The sequence below is a fragment of the Mangrovibacterium sp. genome, assembly GCF_059905295.1.
Window position 1 is genome coordinate 1 of the sequence record NZ_JBZQJF010000053.1, and the last position, 16,961, is coordinate 16,961.

At 43.0% G+C, this 16,961-nt stretch carries 13 protein-coding genes; 5 read left to right on the top strand and 8 right to left on the bottom strand.

Annotation, left to right across the window (positions count from 1 at the left end):
• The coding region (locus AC37HE_RS03145) for a hypothetical protein (protein WP_500781328.1) at positions 1–192 on the top strand (192 nt) is incomplete at its 5' end.
• Between the two features lie 252 nt (positions 193–444).
• Here the strand turns inward: AC37HE_RS03145 and AC37HE_RS03150 are convergent.
• Entirely contained in the window at positions 445–2,736 is a 2,292-nt protein-coding gene (locus AC37HE_RS03150) for a sodium-translocating pyrophosphatase (protein ID WP_500781329.1), read from the bottom strand.
• A 267-nt stretch (positions 2,737–3,003) separates the two neighbouring features.
• On the bottom strand, positions 3,004–4,353 hold the full coding sequence (locus AC37HE_RS03155) for an MATE family efflux transporter (protein WP_500781330.1): 1,350 nt from the start codon (positions 4,351–4,353) through the stop codon (positions 3,004–3,006).
• A gap of 200 nt (positions 4,354–4,553) precedes the next feature.
• Between AC37HE_RS03155 and AC37HE_RS03160 the strand changes: the two genes are divergently transcribed.
• The 3 genes from AC37HE_RS03160 to AC37HE_RS03170 all read left to right on the top strand — a co-directional run bounded on the left by AC37HE_RS03160 (position 4,554) and on the right by AC37HE_RS03170 (position 6,868).
• Positions 4,554–5,027: a low molecular weight protein-tyrosine-phosphatase gene (locus AC37HE_RS03160; protein WP_500781331.1), complete on the top strand. Its 474-nt coding sequence runs from the start codon at positions 4,554–4,556 to the stop codon at positions 5,025–5,027.
• A gap of 66 nt (positions 5,028–5,093) precedes the next feature.
• A complete protein-coding gene (locus AC37HE_RS03165; protein WP_500781332.1) occupies positions 5,094–5,831 on the top strand; it encodes a class I SAM-dependent methyltransferase in 738 nt (245 codons plus the stop codon).
• Between the two features lie 53 nt (positions 5,832–5,884).
• A complete protein-coding gene (locus AC37HE_RS03170; RefSeq protein ID WP_500781333.1) occupies positions 5,885–6,868 on the top strand; it encodes an isoaspartyl peptidase/L-asparaginase family protein in 984 nt (327 codons plus the stop codon).
• A gap of 77 nt (positions 6,869–6,945) precedes the next feature.
• On the opposite strand, the gene AC37HE_RS03175 is transcribed toward AC37HE_RS03170, so the two are convergent.
• The 6 genes from AC37HE_RS03175 to AC37HE_RS03200 all read right to left on the bottom strand — a co-directional run bounded on the left by AC37HE_RS03175 (position 6,946) and on the right by AC37HE_RS03200 (position 13,742).
• On the bottom strand, positions 6,946–7,806 hold the full coding sequence (locus AC37HE_RS03175; RefSeq protein ID WP_500781334.1) for a sigma-70 family RNA polymerase sigma factor: 861 nt from the start codon (positions 7,804–7,806) through the stop codon (positions 6,946–6,948).
• Positions 7,807–7,918: 112 nt separating this feature from the next.
• Positions 7,919–9,364 (bottom strand): Do family serine endopeptidase, encoded by a 1,446-nt coding sequence (locus tag AC37HE_RS03180; RefSeq protein WP_500781335.1) that lies wholly within the window; start codon positions 9,362–9,364, stop codon positions 7,919–7,921.
• Between the two features lie 413 nt (positions 9,365–9,777).
• Complete coding sequence (locus AC37HE_RS03185) at positions 9,778–11,133, bottom strand: ATP-binding protein (RefSeq protein WP_500781336.1); 1,356 nt, start codon at positions 11,131–11,133, stop codon at positions 9,778–9,780.
• Positions 11,134–11,138: 5 nt separating this feature from the next.
• Positions 11,139–11,660, bottom strand: a complete 522-nt coding sequence (locus tag AC37HE_RS03190) for a TlpA family protein disulfide reductase (RefSeq protein WP_500781337.1) — start codon at positions 11,658–11,660, stop codon at positions 11,139–11,141.
• A 137-nt stretch (positions 11,661–11,797) separates the two neighbouring features.
• The gene (locus AC37HE_RS03195) at positions 11,798–12,745 is read right to left on the bottom strand and encodes a phosphoribosylaminoimidazolesuccinocarboxamide synthase (RefSeq protein WP_500781338.1); all 948 of its coding nucleotides are present in this window, start codon (positions 12,743–12,745) and stop codon (positions 11,798–11,800) included.
• A complete protein-coding gene (locus AC37HE_RS03200; RefSeq protein ID WP_500781339.1) occupies positions 12,738–13,742 on the bottom strand; it encodes a PhoH family protein in 1,005 nt (334 codons plus the stop codon). The genes AC37HE_RS03195 and AC37HE_RS03200 overlap by 8 nt, the downstream gene beginning before the upstream one ends.
• A gap of 162 nt (positions 13,743–13,904) precedes the next feature.
• Here AC37HE_RS03200 and AC37HE_RS03205 point away from each other — a divergent pair, with 162 nt between their 5' ends.
• Entirely contained in the window at positions 13,905–16,880 is a 2,976-nt protein-coding gene (locus AC37HE_RS03205; RefSeq protein WP_500781340.1) for a glycosyltransferase family 117 protein, read from the top strand.
• Positions 16,881–16,961 lie beyond the last annotated feature (81 nt).

Below are 16,961 nucleotides of genomic sequence, written 5' to 3' on the forward strand. Positions count from 1 at the left end.
GGTTGGAGGCTTCATCTTTCGTCGGATGATCCTTCTTCGGTCTCAGATGATCACGATCTTTCGTCGGATAATGCCTGTCTTGTACCGGACCGACATGCCAACCCGGGTTGGAGGCTTCATCTTTCGTCGGATGATCCTTCTCCGGTATCAGATGATCATGATCTTTTGTCGGATAAGTTTGCTCTTATCTGAACAATAAAAGCACGGAATCTTAGATTGCTTGCCGAAGTTGTAATTGTTTTAGGCCGAAATAATCGAGTGGCGTAGACCTGAAAGACAGACCTGGGATCATTTAACCGGGACGAAAGTTGATTCTTCTGAATCAGATTCCAACTCCTCGGGGTGAATTGCCCCGCAAAGACCTCAATTCAAAGAGACTTTCGAAAAAAAGAAAACCTGCAAACCGAAATTTGCAGGTTGTTCAAATCCTATAAAAGGGGGTGTTTACATTAAGCTCAGCGTTACAGTTAATCCGGCCATTACCACGGATACCATGGTCATCAGTTTAATCAGGATATTCAAAGATGGGCCCGATGTATCTTTAAATGGATCACCAACGGTATCGCCAACCACACCAGCTTTGTGCGTTTCGCTTCCTTTACCACCGTAGTTTCCTTTTTCGATATACTTTTTAGCATTGTCCCAGGCACCACCGGCATTGTTAAGCATGACTGCTAAGGTAAAGCCGGAAGTTAATCCGCCAGCAAGTAGTCCAACTACACCGGCAACTCCCATTAATGCGCCTACTGCTACAGGAACAATGATTGCGATTAAAGAAGGGAGTAACATTTCGCGTTGTGCCCCTCTTGTTGAAATTTCAACACATTTGGCATATTCCGGAGTCGCTTTTCCTTCCATGATTCCCGCAATTTCGCGGAACTGACGGCGAACTTCGTTAACCATTGCACCAGCTGCCCGACCAACGGCTTTCATAGTCATTGCACAGAACACAAAGGCCATCATCGATCCTACGAAAATACCACCCAGGAACATCGGGTTGAAGAGCGTTATATCATAAGCAGCAGAGAAATCCTTTACAGAAGCAGCAGAAATCTGGATGGCTTTCATTCCTTCTTCAACAGCAGGTTTCACGGTATTGTAGAAAATATAATCGCCTTTGGTTACAAATCCATCGGGGCCGGCAATTTTTCCAAACCACAAACGAATTTCTTCCATATAGGCAGAGATCAGTGCCATGGCAGTCAATGCTGCAGAACCAATGGCAAAACCTTTTCCGGTAGCTGCCGTTGTATTTCCAAGCATATCCAAAGCATCGGTACGTTCCCGAACTTCTTTGGGTAGTTCCGCCATCTCAGCATTACCACCTGCATTGTCAGCAATCGGACCAAAAGCATCAGTTGCCAGAGTAATTCCTAAAGTTGAGAGCATACCTACAGCAGCGAAACCAATGCCGTAAACGCCCATTGCAAAGTCGGTAAAACCACCTGCCGACCAGAATGAACCAACGATACCGAGAACAATTGTTACAACAGGGATCCAGGTTGAATACATACCAACAGCAATACCATCGATGATGGTTGTAGCAGGTCCTTGCTGGGCTTGGTTGGCGATCCCTTTTGTAGGGCCATATTCGTCAGATGTAAAATATTCAGTTGCCTGTCCAATAATAACACCGGCTGCTAAGCCAATAATTACGGAACCAAATACACCGTATGTGATCCAGCCAACATAAGCCATTCCGAGCATGGCGAGCAGAATGAGAACGGACGAACCTCCGGTGCCCATTAACAAGGCATTTAGTAAGTTTTTCTGGCTGGCCGACTCTTTTGTGCGAACCATGAAAATACCAATGATGGAGAAAATGATACCAACGGCAGCAACAAGCATGGGCGCAATGACGGCCATTTCGGTTTCCATGCCGTTGTGTTCGAGCGACAAGGCCGGCAGTGCAGCTCCTAAAGCAGCTGTTGCTAGAATTGAACCGCAGTAAGATTCGTATAAGTCGGCACCCATCCCGGCAACATCACCTACGTTATCGCCTACATTATCGGCAATAGTAGCTGGGTTACGAGGGTCATCTTCCGGAATTCCGGCTTCAACTTTACCAACAAGGTCGGCACCAACATCGGCCGCTTTTGTATAAATACCTCCACCAACACGAGCAAACAAGGCTTGGGTTGAAGCACCCATCCCGAAGGTTAACATGGTGGTTGTAATTTCGATTAATTTTTGATGTTCGCTGGTTCCTGCATGAACCAGGTTTAGTCCGATAAAATGGAGCCCGTTGGTCATGTGGGCAGTCGTGAAAATCACTTTATTAAGGAATAAATACCAGGCAGCAATATCAAGCAATCCAAAGCCAACAACAACAAGGCCCATCACTGCTCCGCTTCGGAAAGCTACTTTCAAGCCTTGGTTTAATGATTTAGAGGCACCGTGAGCTGTTCTTGCAGAAGCGTAAGTCGCTGTTTTCATCCCCAGAAAACCACATAGGCCTGAGAAAAAACCTCCGGTTAAGAATGCTACGGGAACAAAGGGGTTTTGAACGCCCAGGTAAGCTAAAACAAGAAGGATAAGCATCAGGATTATAAAGACCATTCCTACTACTTTGTACTGACGATAAAGGTATGCCATCGCTCCTTCGCGCACATATTGTGCAATTTCCATCATTCGTGGTGTGCCCTCCGAATTCTTCATCATGGACTTAAAGAAAACCCATGCAAAGACCAGAGCCACCAACGAACACAGTGGTACAATCCAGAAAATACTATTCATAAGGTTAAAGTTTTTATGCAACAGGGTTGCGGTTTGTCGTCTAGTTGTTCATTTGCCTTTGAATTTAATAAATTATAAGGTTTGTTATTTCAGCCAGAACGAATGTTTTTGGGCAGAATTGGGGATGAATACTGTTAGATAAGTGGATAAGTGTTTGAAAACAAGAGCAAACAAGGGAATAGGGGATTCTCCTAATTTGAATTGAATCTAAAGAGTGAAGGTCTTGGATTGGAAGACTTTAAAATAAGTCGCTTGTCTCAGAGTTGGTTATTCCGATTCCTCTATTTTGCGGGTAACGACTTTCCCTTTCCACTTCCCGGTGTAGTAATAGATGATTAAAATAAACATTCCAAGTAGCCAGCTGGCAGGTTCGGCCCACCAAATCCCATTTACGCCAATATGATCTGATAAGAAATAGGCTAAGGGTATACGTACCAGGTAAAGAGAGGCAATGGTTGTCAACATGGGAATTAAAGTAGCGCCTGCACCTCTCAGGAATCCGGTTAGCGTAAACATAATAGAGAGGAGGAGGTAGAATGATGAAACAATGAGCAGGTAGTCCTGACCAATTTCAATCACACCCTGATCCGGGGTGAATATTCGAATGATGTATTTCCCGAAAAGAATGATAATTGCTGATATGACGGTGGCATAGGTTAGTGAAAATAAGATCGTTATTTTCAATCCTTTTCGGGCTCGCAGTTCTTGCTGTGCCCCCAGGTTTTGTCCAACAAATGACGAAAGTGCTGAGCTAAATGTTAATGCCGGCATCTTGGCAAACGAGTCTACACGCATTGCTGCAGTATAGGCTGCAACGGCATTGGTTCCGAAAGTGTTGACGATTCCCATAATGGCCATCATCCCAAAGGCAATGAAGGACTGCTGAAACCCGGTTGGAAGTCCGATTCGAATGCAACTTTTGAAAATGGATCGGTCGAAAATGTATTTGCGGATTGACAAATTAATCACTGTATGGCGTTTGTTAAGGTACCAGGTTGCCGAGAAAAAAGCGAAAGCTTGCGAAACAACTGTCGCAAATGCAACGCCCTCAATTCCCCATTTAAAGACAATGATGAAGAGCAAATCGAACACAATATTGAGGATGGTTGAGACAATCATAAACCACAGTGGAGTTTTAGCGTCTCCCATTCCCCGGAGGATAGATGTGATGCCTGCAAAACCAAAGAAAAAGAACATGCCCGACAAGTATATATCCAGGTAAGTAACGGCTTCGTTCAGCATTTCTTTTGGGAGCTGCAGCAATAAAAATATGGATCGGCTAAGGGAGAGCCCGATTATGGTGACGATGATTGAAGCAAACAGGAAGAAAATAAAAATGGTATCGATGGTTTTCTTGACGTTTGGAAGGTCCTTTGCTCCAAAATATTGAGAGACTACGGTTGATGCCCCGGAGCCGACACCAATGACTAAAGAGATTAGAGTAAATATGATCGGGAAAGAGGCACCTACAGCTCCCAGAGCTTCTTTGCCCAGAAAATTACCGACGATAACGCTGTCGACGATATTGTATAAATTCTGGAAGATATTACCTAAAACTAACGGAACTGAAAACTGGAGAATCAGGCGCGCTTCACTCCCCTCTGTAAAGTCTCTCATAAGTCAATTAAAGGCATCAAATGTCTTTAATTTTACTTGAATTTCAAAATGGAGATTGAAAGTTAATGTTGGGTTAAGTTTTTGGAACTTTGTTTCATGCTGTTGTGAAAGCGCTAATTTTGCTGGTCAGTTTTTCGGAATCAAAGAAACATTTTAGGTTGTTATGAAAAGAAAAACTTATGACATGAATTTTTTACATTATGAAGAAGAGAGTTTTATTTGTTTGTTTAGGTAATATTTGTCGTTCTCCCAGTGCCGAAGCTGTGTTTAATGGCTTGGTTAAGAGAAGTGGACTTGAAGATGAGATCGAATGCGATTCAGCGGGAACCGCAGGATATCATGAAGGGGAACCTGCCGATCAGCGTATGCAGAGCCATGCTATACGTCGGGGATACCGCTTGACATCGGTCGCCCGGAAGTTCGATCCGGAGGTTGATTTCGATGGCTTCGACTTTATCGTCGGGATGGATGATGATAACGTTAATGATTTGCAGGATTATGCATCTAACGTGGAAGATTTGAATAAAATCTATAAAATGACTGATTTTTGCAGCCGCGGCGGTCATTATTCCGTTCCTGATCCTTATTACGGTGGTTCAGATGGATTTGAATTGGTATTGGATATCCTTGAAGATGCCTGCGAGGGCTTACTGAACGAGGTTCGTGGCATATAACATCGTAACTTTTCTGTCGAAACATTCTATATTTATCTGCTGTTTTAATTAAAAGTGTTAGCGGAGATGGGTCAACAGCAGTTTTATAGTTCTATTGCCAACGTTTACGAGCATATCTTTCCCGTAAAAAATCATCAAATTGAGTTGGTGCAATCTGAATTTGCAGACGGAGGCGAATTCTTTTTTCTGGATGTTGGCTGTTCTACGGGCCAGCTAGCTAACTCATTGTGTCAAACTGGGGCTCTGGGAATTGGAATTGACTTAAACCAAGACATGATTCGTCGTGCCAATGAGGATTATCGTTCGGCTGATCTTTCATTTAAGGAAATGGATATGTTGAAGTTGAACACCGTCTTTCCAGAAAAATATTTTGATGCGGTAATTTGCTTTGGCAATACGCTGGTTCATTTGGAATCAGTTACACAAATTCGCGATTTCTTACAGCAAAGTTTTCAGCTTCTTAAAACCAATGGTACACTGTTCCTTCAGTTGATCAACTATAGTTACATTCTTGCTCAACAAGTTCAGAGTTTACCCTTAATTGAGAACCATAAAGTCCATTTCGAACGTTCTTACGTGTTGCCCACTACCTCTCAACCAAAGGTCCATTTTATTACTCGGTTAACAGTTATGCCGGAGTGGACTACGGTAGAAAATTCAACCTTGTTGATTCCGATAAAGAAGGATGAGCTGGAGCGCATTCTTTTGCTTGTTGGATTTTCGAAAATCCGATTTTACAGTAGCTTCGATAAAAAGCCCTACGCAGATAATGGGCTTTCTCTTATTGTTGTGGCTCAAAAATAACTTCATTACAATTTGATTTTTGTAATTTAGATGTTGAACTAATTCAACGTCTTATGAAAGCTACATTTCTTTTAATAGCTGTGTTGTTGCTATGTTCCTGCCTCAATAATTCAAAAGTAAAGATTGACGATCAGCCGGCCTATGATTATGCACTCGTTATTCATGGAGGTGCCGGTAATTTTAGTGCCGGGTCATTAGGTGAAGAAGCTAAGGCTGCGTATTTCTCAGCACTGGATTCGGCTTTAAGCATTGGAAATGACGTTCTGAAACATTCTGGAACGGCTACTGATGCTGTTGTCGCTGTTATTTGTTATATGGAGGATAATCCGCTTTTTAATGCCGGTAAAGGCGCTGTCTTTACCCATGAGGGCACGAATGAACTTGATGCTTCTATTATGCAGGGAAATGATCTGAATGCAGGGGCTGTAGCTGGCGTTAAGCGATTGAAGAATCCGATTGTTGCAGCTCGGCTGGTGATGGATAAATCACCTCATGTTATGATGTCGGGAGATGGAGCAGAGACCTTTGCAGTTGAAGAAGGCTTGTCGCTGGTCGATCCCTCCTATTTTTATACTGAAAAAAGTTATCAGCGACTTCAAAAGGTTCTAAGGGAAGATAAACATGGCACCGTTGGTTGCGTGGCACTGGATCGTAAAGGAAATCTGGCAGCCGGTACATCAACCGGTGGAATGACGAATAAGCGTTACGGACGAATAGGCGATAGTCCTGTAATTGGGGCCGGAACTTACGCCAATAATCAGACCTGTGGTGTTTCTTGTACCGGGCATGGTGAATATTTTATTCGATATGCTGTGGCTCATGATATTTCTGCCTTAATGGAGTATAAAGGATTGACCGTAAATGAGGCCGCAAAGGAGGTTATCATGAAGAAACTGGTCGATGCAGGAGGAGAAGGTGGAGTGGTTTGTTTGGATCGAAAAGGAAGGCCGGCAATGGTGTTTAACACAACGGGGATGTTTCGGGCCTATACCAATTCAATGGGGGAAAAGATGATTGGAATGTTTGCGGATGAATAAATGATTCGTGGATCTCGGATCGAAATTATCAGGCAAAAAAAAACCGCCTTGTAAAAGGCGGTTGAAAAATTTTTTTACTATCCAAGATATGATTTAAGCAATTTGCTTCTGGATGTATGCCTTAACCGGCGTATAGCTTTTTCTTTAATTTGGCGTACCCTTTCCCGGGTTAGCCCAAATCGTTCACCAATTTCTTCCAGGGTCATCTCCTGGCAACCAATTCCAAAGAACATCCTTATGATGTCGCTTTCTCTTTCTGTAAGGGTAGCAAGAGCACGTTCGATTTCGCGAGCAAGTGATTCCATAATCAAGCTGCGGTCAGCATTGGGAGAATCATTGTTGACGAGGACGTCAAGCAGGCTGTTGTCTTCACCTTCCACGAACGGGGCGTCAACTGAAATGTGTCGTCCTGAAACACGAAGTGTATCAGCAACCTTTTCAGCAGGTAGCTCCAATGTGTCGGCGAGCTCTTCAGGCGAAGGCTTGCGTTCGTTTTCTTGTTCGAATTTTGAATAAGCTTTATTGATCTTATTCAAAGAGCCAACTTGGTTAAGAGGCAAACGAACAATACGCGACTGTTCCGCTAAAGCCTGTAGAATAGACTGACGAATCCACCATACAGCATAAGAAATAAACTTAAACCCCCGTGTTTCGTCAAACTTCTCAGCAGCTTTTATCAATCCCAAGTTTCCTTCATTAATTAAGTCGGGAAGACTTAATCCCTGGTTTTGGTATTGTTTAGCCACAGAAACGACGAAGCGAAGGTTTGCGCGAGTTAATTTCTCAAGCGCTGCCTGGTCTCCTTTTTTGATTCGTTGTGCTAACTCAACTTCCTCTTCAACTGTGATAAGTTCCTCCTTGCCAATCTCTTGAAGATACTTGTCCAAAGACGCACTCTCACGGTTTGTAATAGATTTTGTAATCTTTAATTGTCTCATACCCTGTTAAAAAATCGTGCAAATATAGACTTTCAAAGTCAATAATTCAAATTTGAAAGCAAAATCGGCCGATTTGTAATTGAAATGTTAATATATCTTTACGGCAACATATCTAGTCTTCTGTTGAAAAGACGAAATAAGCTCTTTCTCCATTTGGATAAACACCCTCAATAAAAATGCCACCTTTTGCTTTTTTTACAATCGCAATAAAATCATTAACCCCATTTACCTCCTGCTTGTTCACTTGGGTAATGATAAATCCTTCCTTTAGACCGGCATCCTTTAGTTTACCTCCACTTAGCTCTGTAATTTGTATTCCTTGGTTTATGCGCAGTTTGTATTTCTCGTTTTCTGTAACATTGTCAAATTTGGCTCCAAGAAATTCATTAGCATCTGTAGTAAGAATTTCCGTATCTCCGTGCATGTTACGGAGTGTTACGTTATATGGTTTCGATTTATTGTCTCTTTTTATCAAAATTTTTACTTGATCGCCAGGGCGGTGTTTTCCGACTTGTTCCTGAAGCTCTGCAACTGAATTCACTTTAACTCCATCAACAGAGAGAATTACGTCTTCTGCTTTTATTCCGGCGTCTTGTGCAGCGCCATCCGGTGAAACTCCTGCAACAAAGACACCTTCGATTTTATCTAAGCCATATTTTTCAGCTACTTCTGCGTTAATGTCACCGATACTGACGCCTAAAAGCGCTCTTTGAACCTGACCATATTCTTTCAAGTCAGCAATAACCTTTTGTACAATTGCTGATGGAATAGCAAAAGAGTAGCCCGTGTAGGATCCTGTTTGAGAGGCGATAGCTGTATTGATTCCGACTAACTCACCGTTCATATTAACTAAGGCGCCTCCACTGTTTCCCGGGTTAACTGCTGCATCGGTTTGAATAAATGATTCAATACTCATGTCAGCTTGGTTGATTCCGATGTTTCTGCTTTTGGCACTAACAATACCTGCAGTTACCGTCGAGGTTAGGTTGAAGGGGTTTCCTACAGCCAGAACCCATTCGCCTAATTTAAGTGCGTCAGAATTACCAAATTTTAAATGAGGCAGATTTTTCTCCTCTATTTTTAACAATGCAACGTCCGTCGTTCTGTCAGTACCCACAAGTTTTGCATCGTATTCCCGCTTGTCGTTAAGGACGACTTTGATTTCATCGGCCTGGTCAATAACGTGATTGTTGGTTACAATATAACCGTCATCGGAAATAATTACGCCCGAACCGGATCCTTCACGAATACGTGGTTGTTGTTTTTGATATCGGTCGCCGTAAAACCAATCGTAAAAAGGATTCGAATAACTGGGCACATTCTCTTTCGACATCACTTTGACGTGTACAACAGCGTGAACGGAATTTTCAGCTGCATATGTTAGGTCTGGAGCTTGACCTTGCGGAGCAGACGGCAGGCTTGCATATTGCATTTTCTGTTCTGGTTCCACCCGAACAACTTGAGGCTCATTGAAAAATTTTGTATAAGCCCAGAGTGTGATAAATGCGCTTCCAAACGCGATTAGAAGTGTTAAACTCAAATTTTTAACATTTTTCATAGCATTCAATATTTTTTGTTCAATATATGTTTTCAATATCTTGAAGTGCTAAATTTAACGCATAAAAAGTGCCAGTGTTTTAGCAATTTTAATACGTTCAGTTTGTTTAACATGTTTTAACGGAAGGAGATAGTATTCAGGGGTCGAGAATATGTTCGTTGTAATTCTGACAGTTTATTCTTGTACAGTAACTAGTTGTCCGGATGAGTTGTCCGGATGGGGAAATGTTAATGATTTTGATAAATGACATCATTGAGAATGCCGGAATTGAATCGGTGAAAGTGCTGGTGTAGGAAAGTTTGTTTAGGTTAAATGCTGACGTGCTTGGGGATTTGCAGGTTTATTTTAGGTAGAATCGAGATAAGTTGAAGGGCGAACTGTAGTTTTTATTTCAGTGAAAATAGCTTCAGCGATTAAGCACTAAGTGGCAGGTAAATGAAGAAACGACTTCCTTGGTTTGGAGCGCTTTCAATGCCTAATTTTCCTTGGTTTTTCTGAAGGAAATCCTTACATATTTTTAAGCCAATACCTTGGTCTTTATCGTAGTTGTCTTCGGCGTAACCCATTGAAATCGGATCGTCTTCCATAATCTCGTCAATCATTTCCCGAGTCATGCCAACACCTGTATCTGACACGGTGAGCAACAGTTTATCTTTTGCAACTTGCGAATACAGGCTGATTTTTCCTGCAGTACGGGTAAATTTGACCGAGTTCGAGAGAATATTTCGAATGACAATATTGATCATTTCCATGTCGGCAAATGCAAAATGGCTTTCATTGACATGGTTTTCAATTGTAAAGTTCTTATGCTTGATTGAACTTGTGAACAGCATTAAGTTCTCTTTGACCAAACTTGCAATACTAATTTTTTGCGGGTTAACAGTAAGTGTGCCGGTTTGGCTTTTTGACCAGTTTAACAGATTCTCCAGTAAATTGAATGAGCTGTCAACAACCTCGCGCGATTCATTGAGAATTGATTTTAATTCTTTGGGATCATCCATATCCTGTTCCACAATCAGGTCGAAGATACCCTTCACGCTTCCAATAGGGCCGCGTAGCCCGTGGCTGATGAGTGAAAACATGCGGTCTTTTTGTTCGTTCAGGCGAAGAAAGTAGCGCTTTACCTGCAGGTGTTTCCGAACGGCAATAATAAGTGCTGTAACAGCAAGTATTAGAAGCCCAAAGGAAACAATCAACAAGATATTATTGGTGTGTTGTTTCTCGGATTGAATTGTTATTAACCGGTTTTCAGTGTCGGAAATTTCTTTGGCGAATCCAGCCTCCAATCCTGCAATTTGCTCTTTCTGTTTCGTTTCAGTAAGGGTATCTTTTAAACTTTGGTAGGCTTGTATATGCTGGAGTGATGCTTGATATTTCCCAAGGTCGGAAAGTATATTTGCCAATTTACGGTGTAGTTCCAGTGCTTTCTCGGTTTTGTTGAGCTTTTCGTTAAGGCGGACTGCTTCTTCGAAATATTCAATTGCGCGGGTTGGATTTTGAAAGCCCAGATAGTTTGTACCCAGGTTTTCGTTTGCCAATGCGGCTTCGTCCAGCATGCCATATTTTTGGGATAGATCAAGTGCCCCTTGGCTGAGCTGAATGCTGCTCATGAAGTTTTCATTTTCAGCTTCGAGCGTGGCCAGCTCATTTAGTGCATGAATTTTATCCCGTATATCATCTGTGTTAACTTTGTTAGCCGCAGAAAGCCGTAACGCTCCAAGTATACACAGGAGGAAGAATAAAATTTTTATTTGGTTGCGGCGAATCATCCCAATTAATTCAATTTTCTGGCTATTAATGCTTTTAACTTCGAAAACTCCTCTTCGTTAAATCCAATAGAGCTGTATATCAAAGTTCCGTCTTTGTCGATTAAAAAATTCCGGGGAATGAACTGAGTGGCAAATTTGGCGTAAATTTCTCGCTTGGGATCAGCAATCAACCCAAATGTGAAGCCTTTACCTGTTTTGAATTTTTCCATTTCCTGCCGGTCATGTTCGCGGCCAATAACGAGAAGTTCAAAATTTGCATTGTTCTTGTATCGGTCGTAAATTTCCTTCTGAACGTGAGGAAGTTCCTTCATGCATGGGCCGCACCAGGTTGCAAAAAAATTAACCAAAACCAATTTCCCGCGATAATCTGAAATCGATTCCTTTTTCCCGTTTTCAGTGATGAAATCAAAAGAGGGTACTTGCTGTCCGATTGAGACACGAGTCGACGAATCTTCTTTATCTTGCGCCTGAAGCGAAAAACAAAGCATAGAAAAAATAAAAATCAGACAGAGTAGATTTGCTTTCATTAAAACCAGTTCATTCTCGAAAGCAATATAGAAATTATTCTGCAAGATTTTGAGGGGGAGGATTTTAAATAAAGAGAGAGTTATTAACTCCCGGTTGTTAATTACCGGGAGCTAATGATATCTTATAAACGAATGTCTTAAAGGGCCTTTAAGTATTCTGTTACATTGCTTTCAATGCGTGTTTGAATTTGATCGATATTTGATTTCTCAAACGTATCACCTGTGATATTTTCAAAAAGCTCAATGTAGCGATCGGTTACCGAGGTTACGAAAGCTTCGTCCATTGTAGGAATCGTTTGGCCTTCTTTACCTTGGAAGCCGTTTTCGATTAACCATTGGCGAACGAATTCTTTCGATAATTGCTTTTGTGATTCTCCTTTTGCCAATCGTTCATTATACCCTTCTGCATAGAAATAGCGAGATGAGTCCGGTGTGTTGATTTCGTCGATGAGGTAAATTTTACCGTCTTTCTTCCCGAATTCGTATTTGGTATCCACCAAAATCAAGCCTTTTTCGGCAGCCATTTCGGTTCCGCGTTGGAATAACTTCAGTGTATAGTCTTCCAGCATCTCATAATCTTCTTTGCTAACCAAGCCGGTGTTGATGATTTCCTCACGGGAAATATCTTCGTCGTGTCCTTCGTCTGCTTTCGTGGTAGGAGTAAGGATTGGTGCCTCGAATTTTTGGTTTTCAACCATTCCTTCAGGAAGTGGAACGCCGCAAAGGCTGCGTTTACCGCTCTTGTATTCACGCCATGCATGCCCGGTCAGGTAACCGCGAATTACCATTTCAACCTTAAATGGTTCGCAAGCGTGACCTACAGTTACATTGGGATCCGGAGTCGCAATTTTCCAGTTTGGTACGATATCGGCCGTTGCATCGAGGAATTTTGCTGCAATTTGGTTCAGTACCTGTCCTTTGTAAGGAATGCCTTCAGGCAGGATTACGTCGAATGCAGAAATGCGGTCGCTTACAACCATCACCAGGTACTCGTCGCCGATATTGTAAACATCGCGCACTTTACCATGATAAACACTTTTTTGATTCGGAAAATTGAAATCCGTTCTGGTCAATGCTTTACTCATTTTCTTCTAATTTATTTTGTGATTTTCGTTCTTCTAATTTCGCTAACTGTTTTTGATAATGTTTGTCATAAGCTTCAACAATATCGCGCACCAAACGGTGGCGAACGATGTCTTTGGTGTTGAAATGAACAAAGGAAATACCCTCAATGTTTCGCAAGATTTTCTTGGCTTGAATTAAGCCTGACTGACTGGCCGATGGCAGGTCAATTTGTGTTTCGTCACCGGTAATGATGAACTTGGCATTCATCCCCATTCGTGTTAAGAACATCTTCAATTGGTTGAGAGTAGTGTTTTGTGCTTCGTCCAGAATAACAAATGCATCGCTCAGTGTGCGGCCGCGCATAAATGCGAGGGGTGCAATCTGGATGATGCCGTCTTTCATAAATTCTTCGAGCTTTTTGGCGGGGATCATATCCTGCAGTGCATCATACAGCGGCTGCAGATAAGGATCGATCTTTTCTTTTAAATCCCCTGGAAGGAAGCCTAAGCGTTCGCCGGCTTCAACAGCAGGTCGGCTAAGGATGATGCGTCGTATTTCCCGGTTTTTCAATGCCCGGACAGCCAAAGCAATGGCTGTGTATGTTTTTCCGGTACCGGCAGGGCCAATCGCAAAGATTAAATCTGACTTTCGGCTTTCTTCAACTAAAATGCGTTGATTGGGGGTGCGGGCACGAATGGGCTTGCCATTGTTGCCATGCAATAAAACATCCGCTGGGCTTAGGTTAAGCGATTCGGCAGCTTGCGGGTCGTTGTTCATGACCTGGCGAATCGTGTCTTCTGTTAAAATATTGAATTGATGATAGTGATCGAGTAAAAGCTCCAGTTTCTTTTCAAACGATGCACTTTCTTTTTTGTCGCCTTGCACAATCAGTTGGTTGCCGCGGCTAATAATTTTCAATTTGGGAAAGAATGCCTTAATCAGATCAATTTTAGCATTGTTTACACCGTAAAATTCAAGAGGATCAACCCCTTCCAGCAATATAAGCTTTTCAAACATAGATTTGTTTCCGGTACTTTTTGGTACGACAAAAGTAACAAAAATTGTTTGGAGTATTCCGGATGGGGAGGTCTCTTATCTAATCTTTTTACAGGGTTAATATTGAAAAATGAACCTGTGGGTTTTTAGGTGTATCATTAATCAGAACAAATTGCCCAAGCCATGACATTTAGGAAAAAAAACTGCTTGTGGGGCTGGCTGATTTTTGCCTTAGCCCTGATCGTTTATGTGTTAACCCTGGAGCCTACGATGAGTTTGTGGGATTGCGGTGAGTTTTTGGTTGCCTCCACCAAACTTGAAATACCGCATGCTCCAGGTGCTCCCTTGTTTATGCTAATTGGAAGACTGTTTTCCCTGCTAAGTTTTGGCGATCCAGAGCGGCAGGCTGTGATGGTAAATCTGGTGTCTGCCTTGTCGAGTGCGGGGACGGTGATGCTGTTGTTTTGGACTTCGGTGTGGGTGATGCGAAAACTAATGCCCGAAAAGCTTGCCTTGGTGTGGTTGGCTTCGGCTGTTGGTGCACTGGCCTATGCATTTACCGATTCGTTTTGGTTTTCGGCAGTCGAGGCTGAAGTGTATGCTATGTCTTCCCTTTTTACCGCTTTGGTTTTATGGGCTGCGACCCGATGGGAAGAGGAGGCCGACGAGCCGGGGGCTTCCCGCTGGATATTGCTCATTTTCTTTTTAACCGGCCTGTCAATTGGTGTTCATTTATTGAATTTGCTGGTTATCCCTTCAGTAGCCTTAATCGTTTATTCCCGGAAATACTGCTTCAGTTGGCTGGGATTGTTGATGACTTTGGGTGGATCCCTCGCATTGATCCTGCTGATTATGCTCGTCTATATTCCCGGTTTGTTTTCGTTGGCCGGGCCATTTGAGTTAGTTGCAGTTAACAGCCTGCACTTGCCGTTTAATTCGGGATTTTATCTTTACCTGCTTGTGTCGATTGCTGTTTTTGCAGGGGCTTTATTTTATGCTCATCGGCGGGGGCGCAAGTGGCTGATACAGGCTATTCTGTGTTTGTTATTTCTGACGCTTGGCTATACCTCTTATTTCACTGTTTTTATTCGTTCTGCAGCTAATCCTCCTGTTGATCAGGGCAACCCGGAGACCACTTTCGAGCTGATAAATTACCTAAAACGTGAAAATTACGGAACACGTCCGATCTTTTATGGCGAAAATTATGCTTCGGTGCCACAAGAGTATCACGATCGGACAAGTTATGTGAAGGAAGGGAATCATTATGTGCTGGTGAAATTAAATCCGAGAGTTGACTTTGTTCCGGAGACGGTTGGCTTTTTCCCGCGTATGTCCAGCAAGGACGAAAGTCAGAGGCAGGCTTATGCCAGTTGGGTCGATTTGAAAGGGGAGAAAGTATTTTACCGTGATGAACAAGGACGGCGCCAGCAAACTGTTATCCCGACTTTCGACGAGAATCTGCTGTTTTTTCTCCGTTATCAATTTGGGCACATGTATTGGCGGTATTTTATGTGGAATTTTGTTGGAAAGCAGAATGATATTCAGGGCTTTGGCGGTCCCTTGCACGGTAATTGGGAGTCGGGAATTCCGTTTCTTGATCAAGCCCGGTTGGGACCGCAAAACAATTTGCCTGATGAGTTAAAAGATAATAAAGGAAAAAATCACTATTTCTTTTTGCCCTTCCTCCTGGGTGCGATTGGACTGTTTTTTCATTGTAAAAGGGAGTGTAATTCCTTTTGGCCCATGGCACTGTTGTTCGCGATAATGAGTGTCGGGTTGGTGGTGTACCTGAACGAGGTGCCGCAAACACCTCGTGAGCGTGACTATGTGTATGTGGCCTCTTTTTACGTATTTGCCGTGTGGATCGGAGTTGGTGCACTGGCTATGCTCGATTGGTTACAGCATAGGATCAAGGCACCTATAGCTATGGGGATCGGGGGCTTGTTGCTTCTGGCTGCAGTCCCGGGAATTTTACTAGTGCAAAATTATGACGATCATGACCGGTCGGGACGATATACGGGACGAGATCTGGCGCGTAATTACCTGGAAAGCTGTGACCCCAATGCTATTTTGTTTACCCATGCCGATAATGACACCTATCCGTTGTGGTATTGCCAAGAGGTTGAGGGAATCAGGCGTGACGTCCGCGTGGTGGTGATGCCCTACCTGAATGCAGGTTGGTACTTGCGGCAAATCAACCGGAAAATTTACGATAACCCGGGCTTGAAGCTGACAGTTCCATTGGGCAAGTATGAAACCGGAGATGTGGATTATGTGCCGGTGGTGTCGCGCATTAGCAAAAAAGCCGATTGGAAACAGGTGCTCGATTTTGTAGCCGACGATTCGACCCGGACCAAGCTGGAACTGCAAAACGGTGAACGGCTCGATTATATTCCGCTAACGGGGATAAGCTTGCCGGTAGGGGATACGCAGATTCCGATTCATCTGGATCGCAAGTATATCCTGCGGAATGAACTGGCCTTTTGGGATATCATTGCATCCAATGTGGCAGAGCGTCCTGTATATTTTACCTCGTGGACTGATCCGCGTGATTTTGGACTGAAGGACTATCTGCGTTTCGACGGGATGGTCTATAAACTTATTGCTAAAAAAACTTCCTCGGAAAGCGTAGCAGATATGGGAGGAATCGATGCCAGTGTCTTGTATGATAAACTGATGAATCGTTGCAATTGGGACAACTTGACTGATTCGACGGTTTATTTTGATTGGCACCATCGACGTATGTTGGGTGTAATGAATATTCGTGCTGCCTTTTATCGCCTGGCAGATGCATTGATTAAAACGGGCGATTCCGTTCGGGCAAAGGAAGTCGTGAAACGCTCTGCCGATATTTTGCCCTTCTCTCTATGGCCGGTCGATTATTGGTCGTGCCAGGGAAATGCCCAATATTTCAAGCTAGGCGAGGTGAGTGCGGGGATGAAACAATTAAAAGAGCAGAGCAGATTACTGGAGCAATGGCTTGACTATTTTTTGCAGTTCAAGTTAAACCAGCGGACTGCTTTTGCAGATGAATGGACCGCAAAGCTTTACTATTACCGGCAGTTGATGCTGCAGGCCCAACAGGTCGATCCCGAAAAAGGTGAGCAGATGCAAGCGAAGTTTGAGGCTTATCTGGAGGCTTTTTCACCGGAGAGCTAAGGTCATTCGATACCAAAATCCCTCTTTTCTCTTGAACCAACAAAGCAGGATGAGGGTTATAGAGGTAAAATTCAGAAAAAA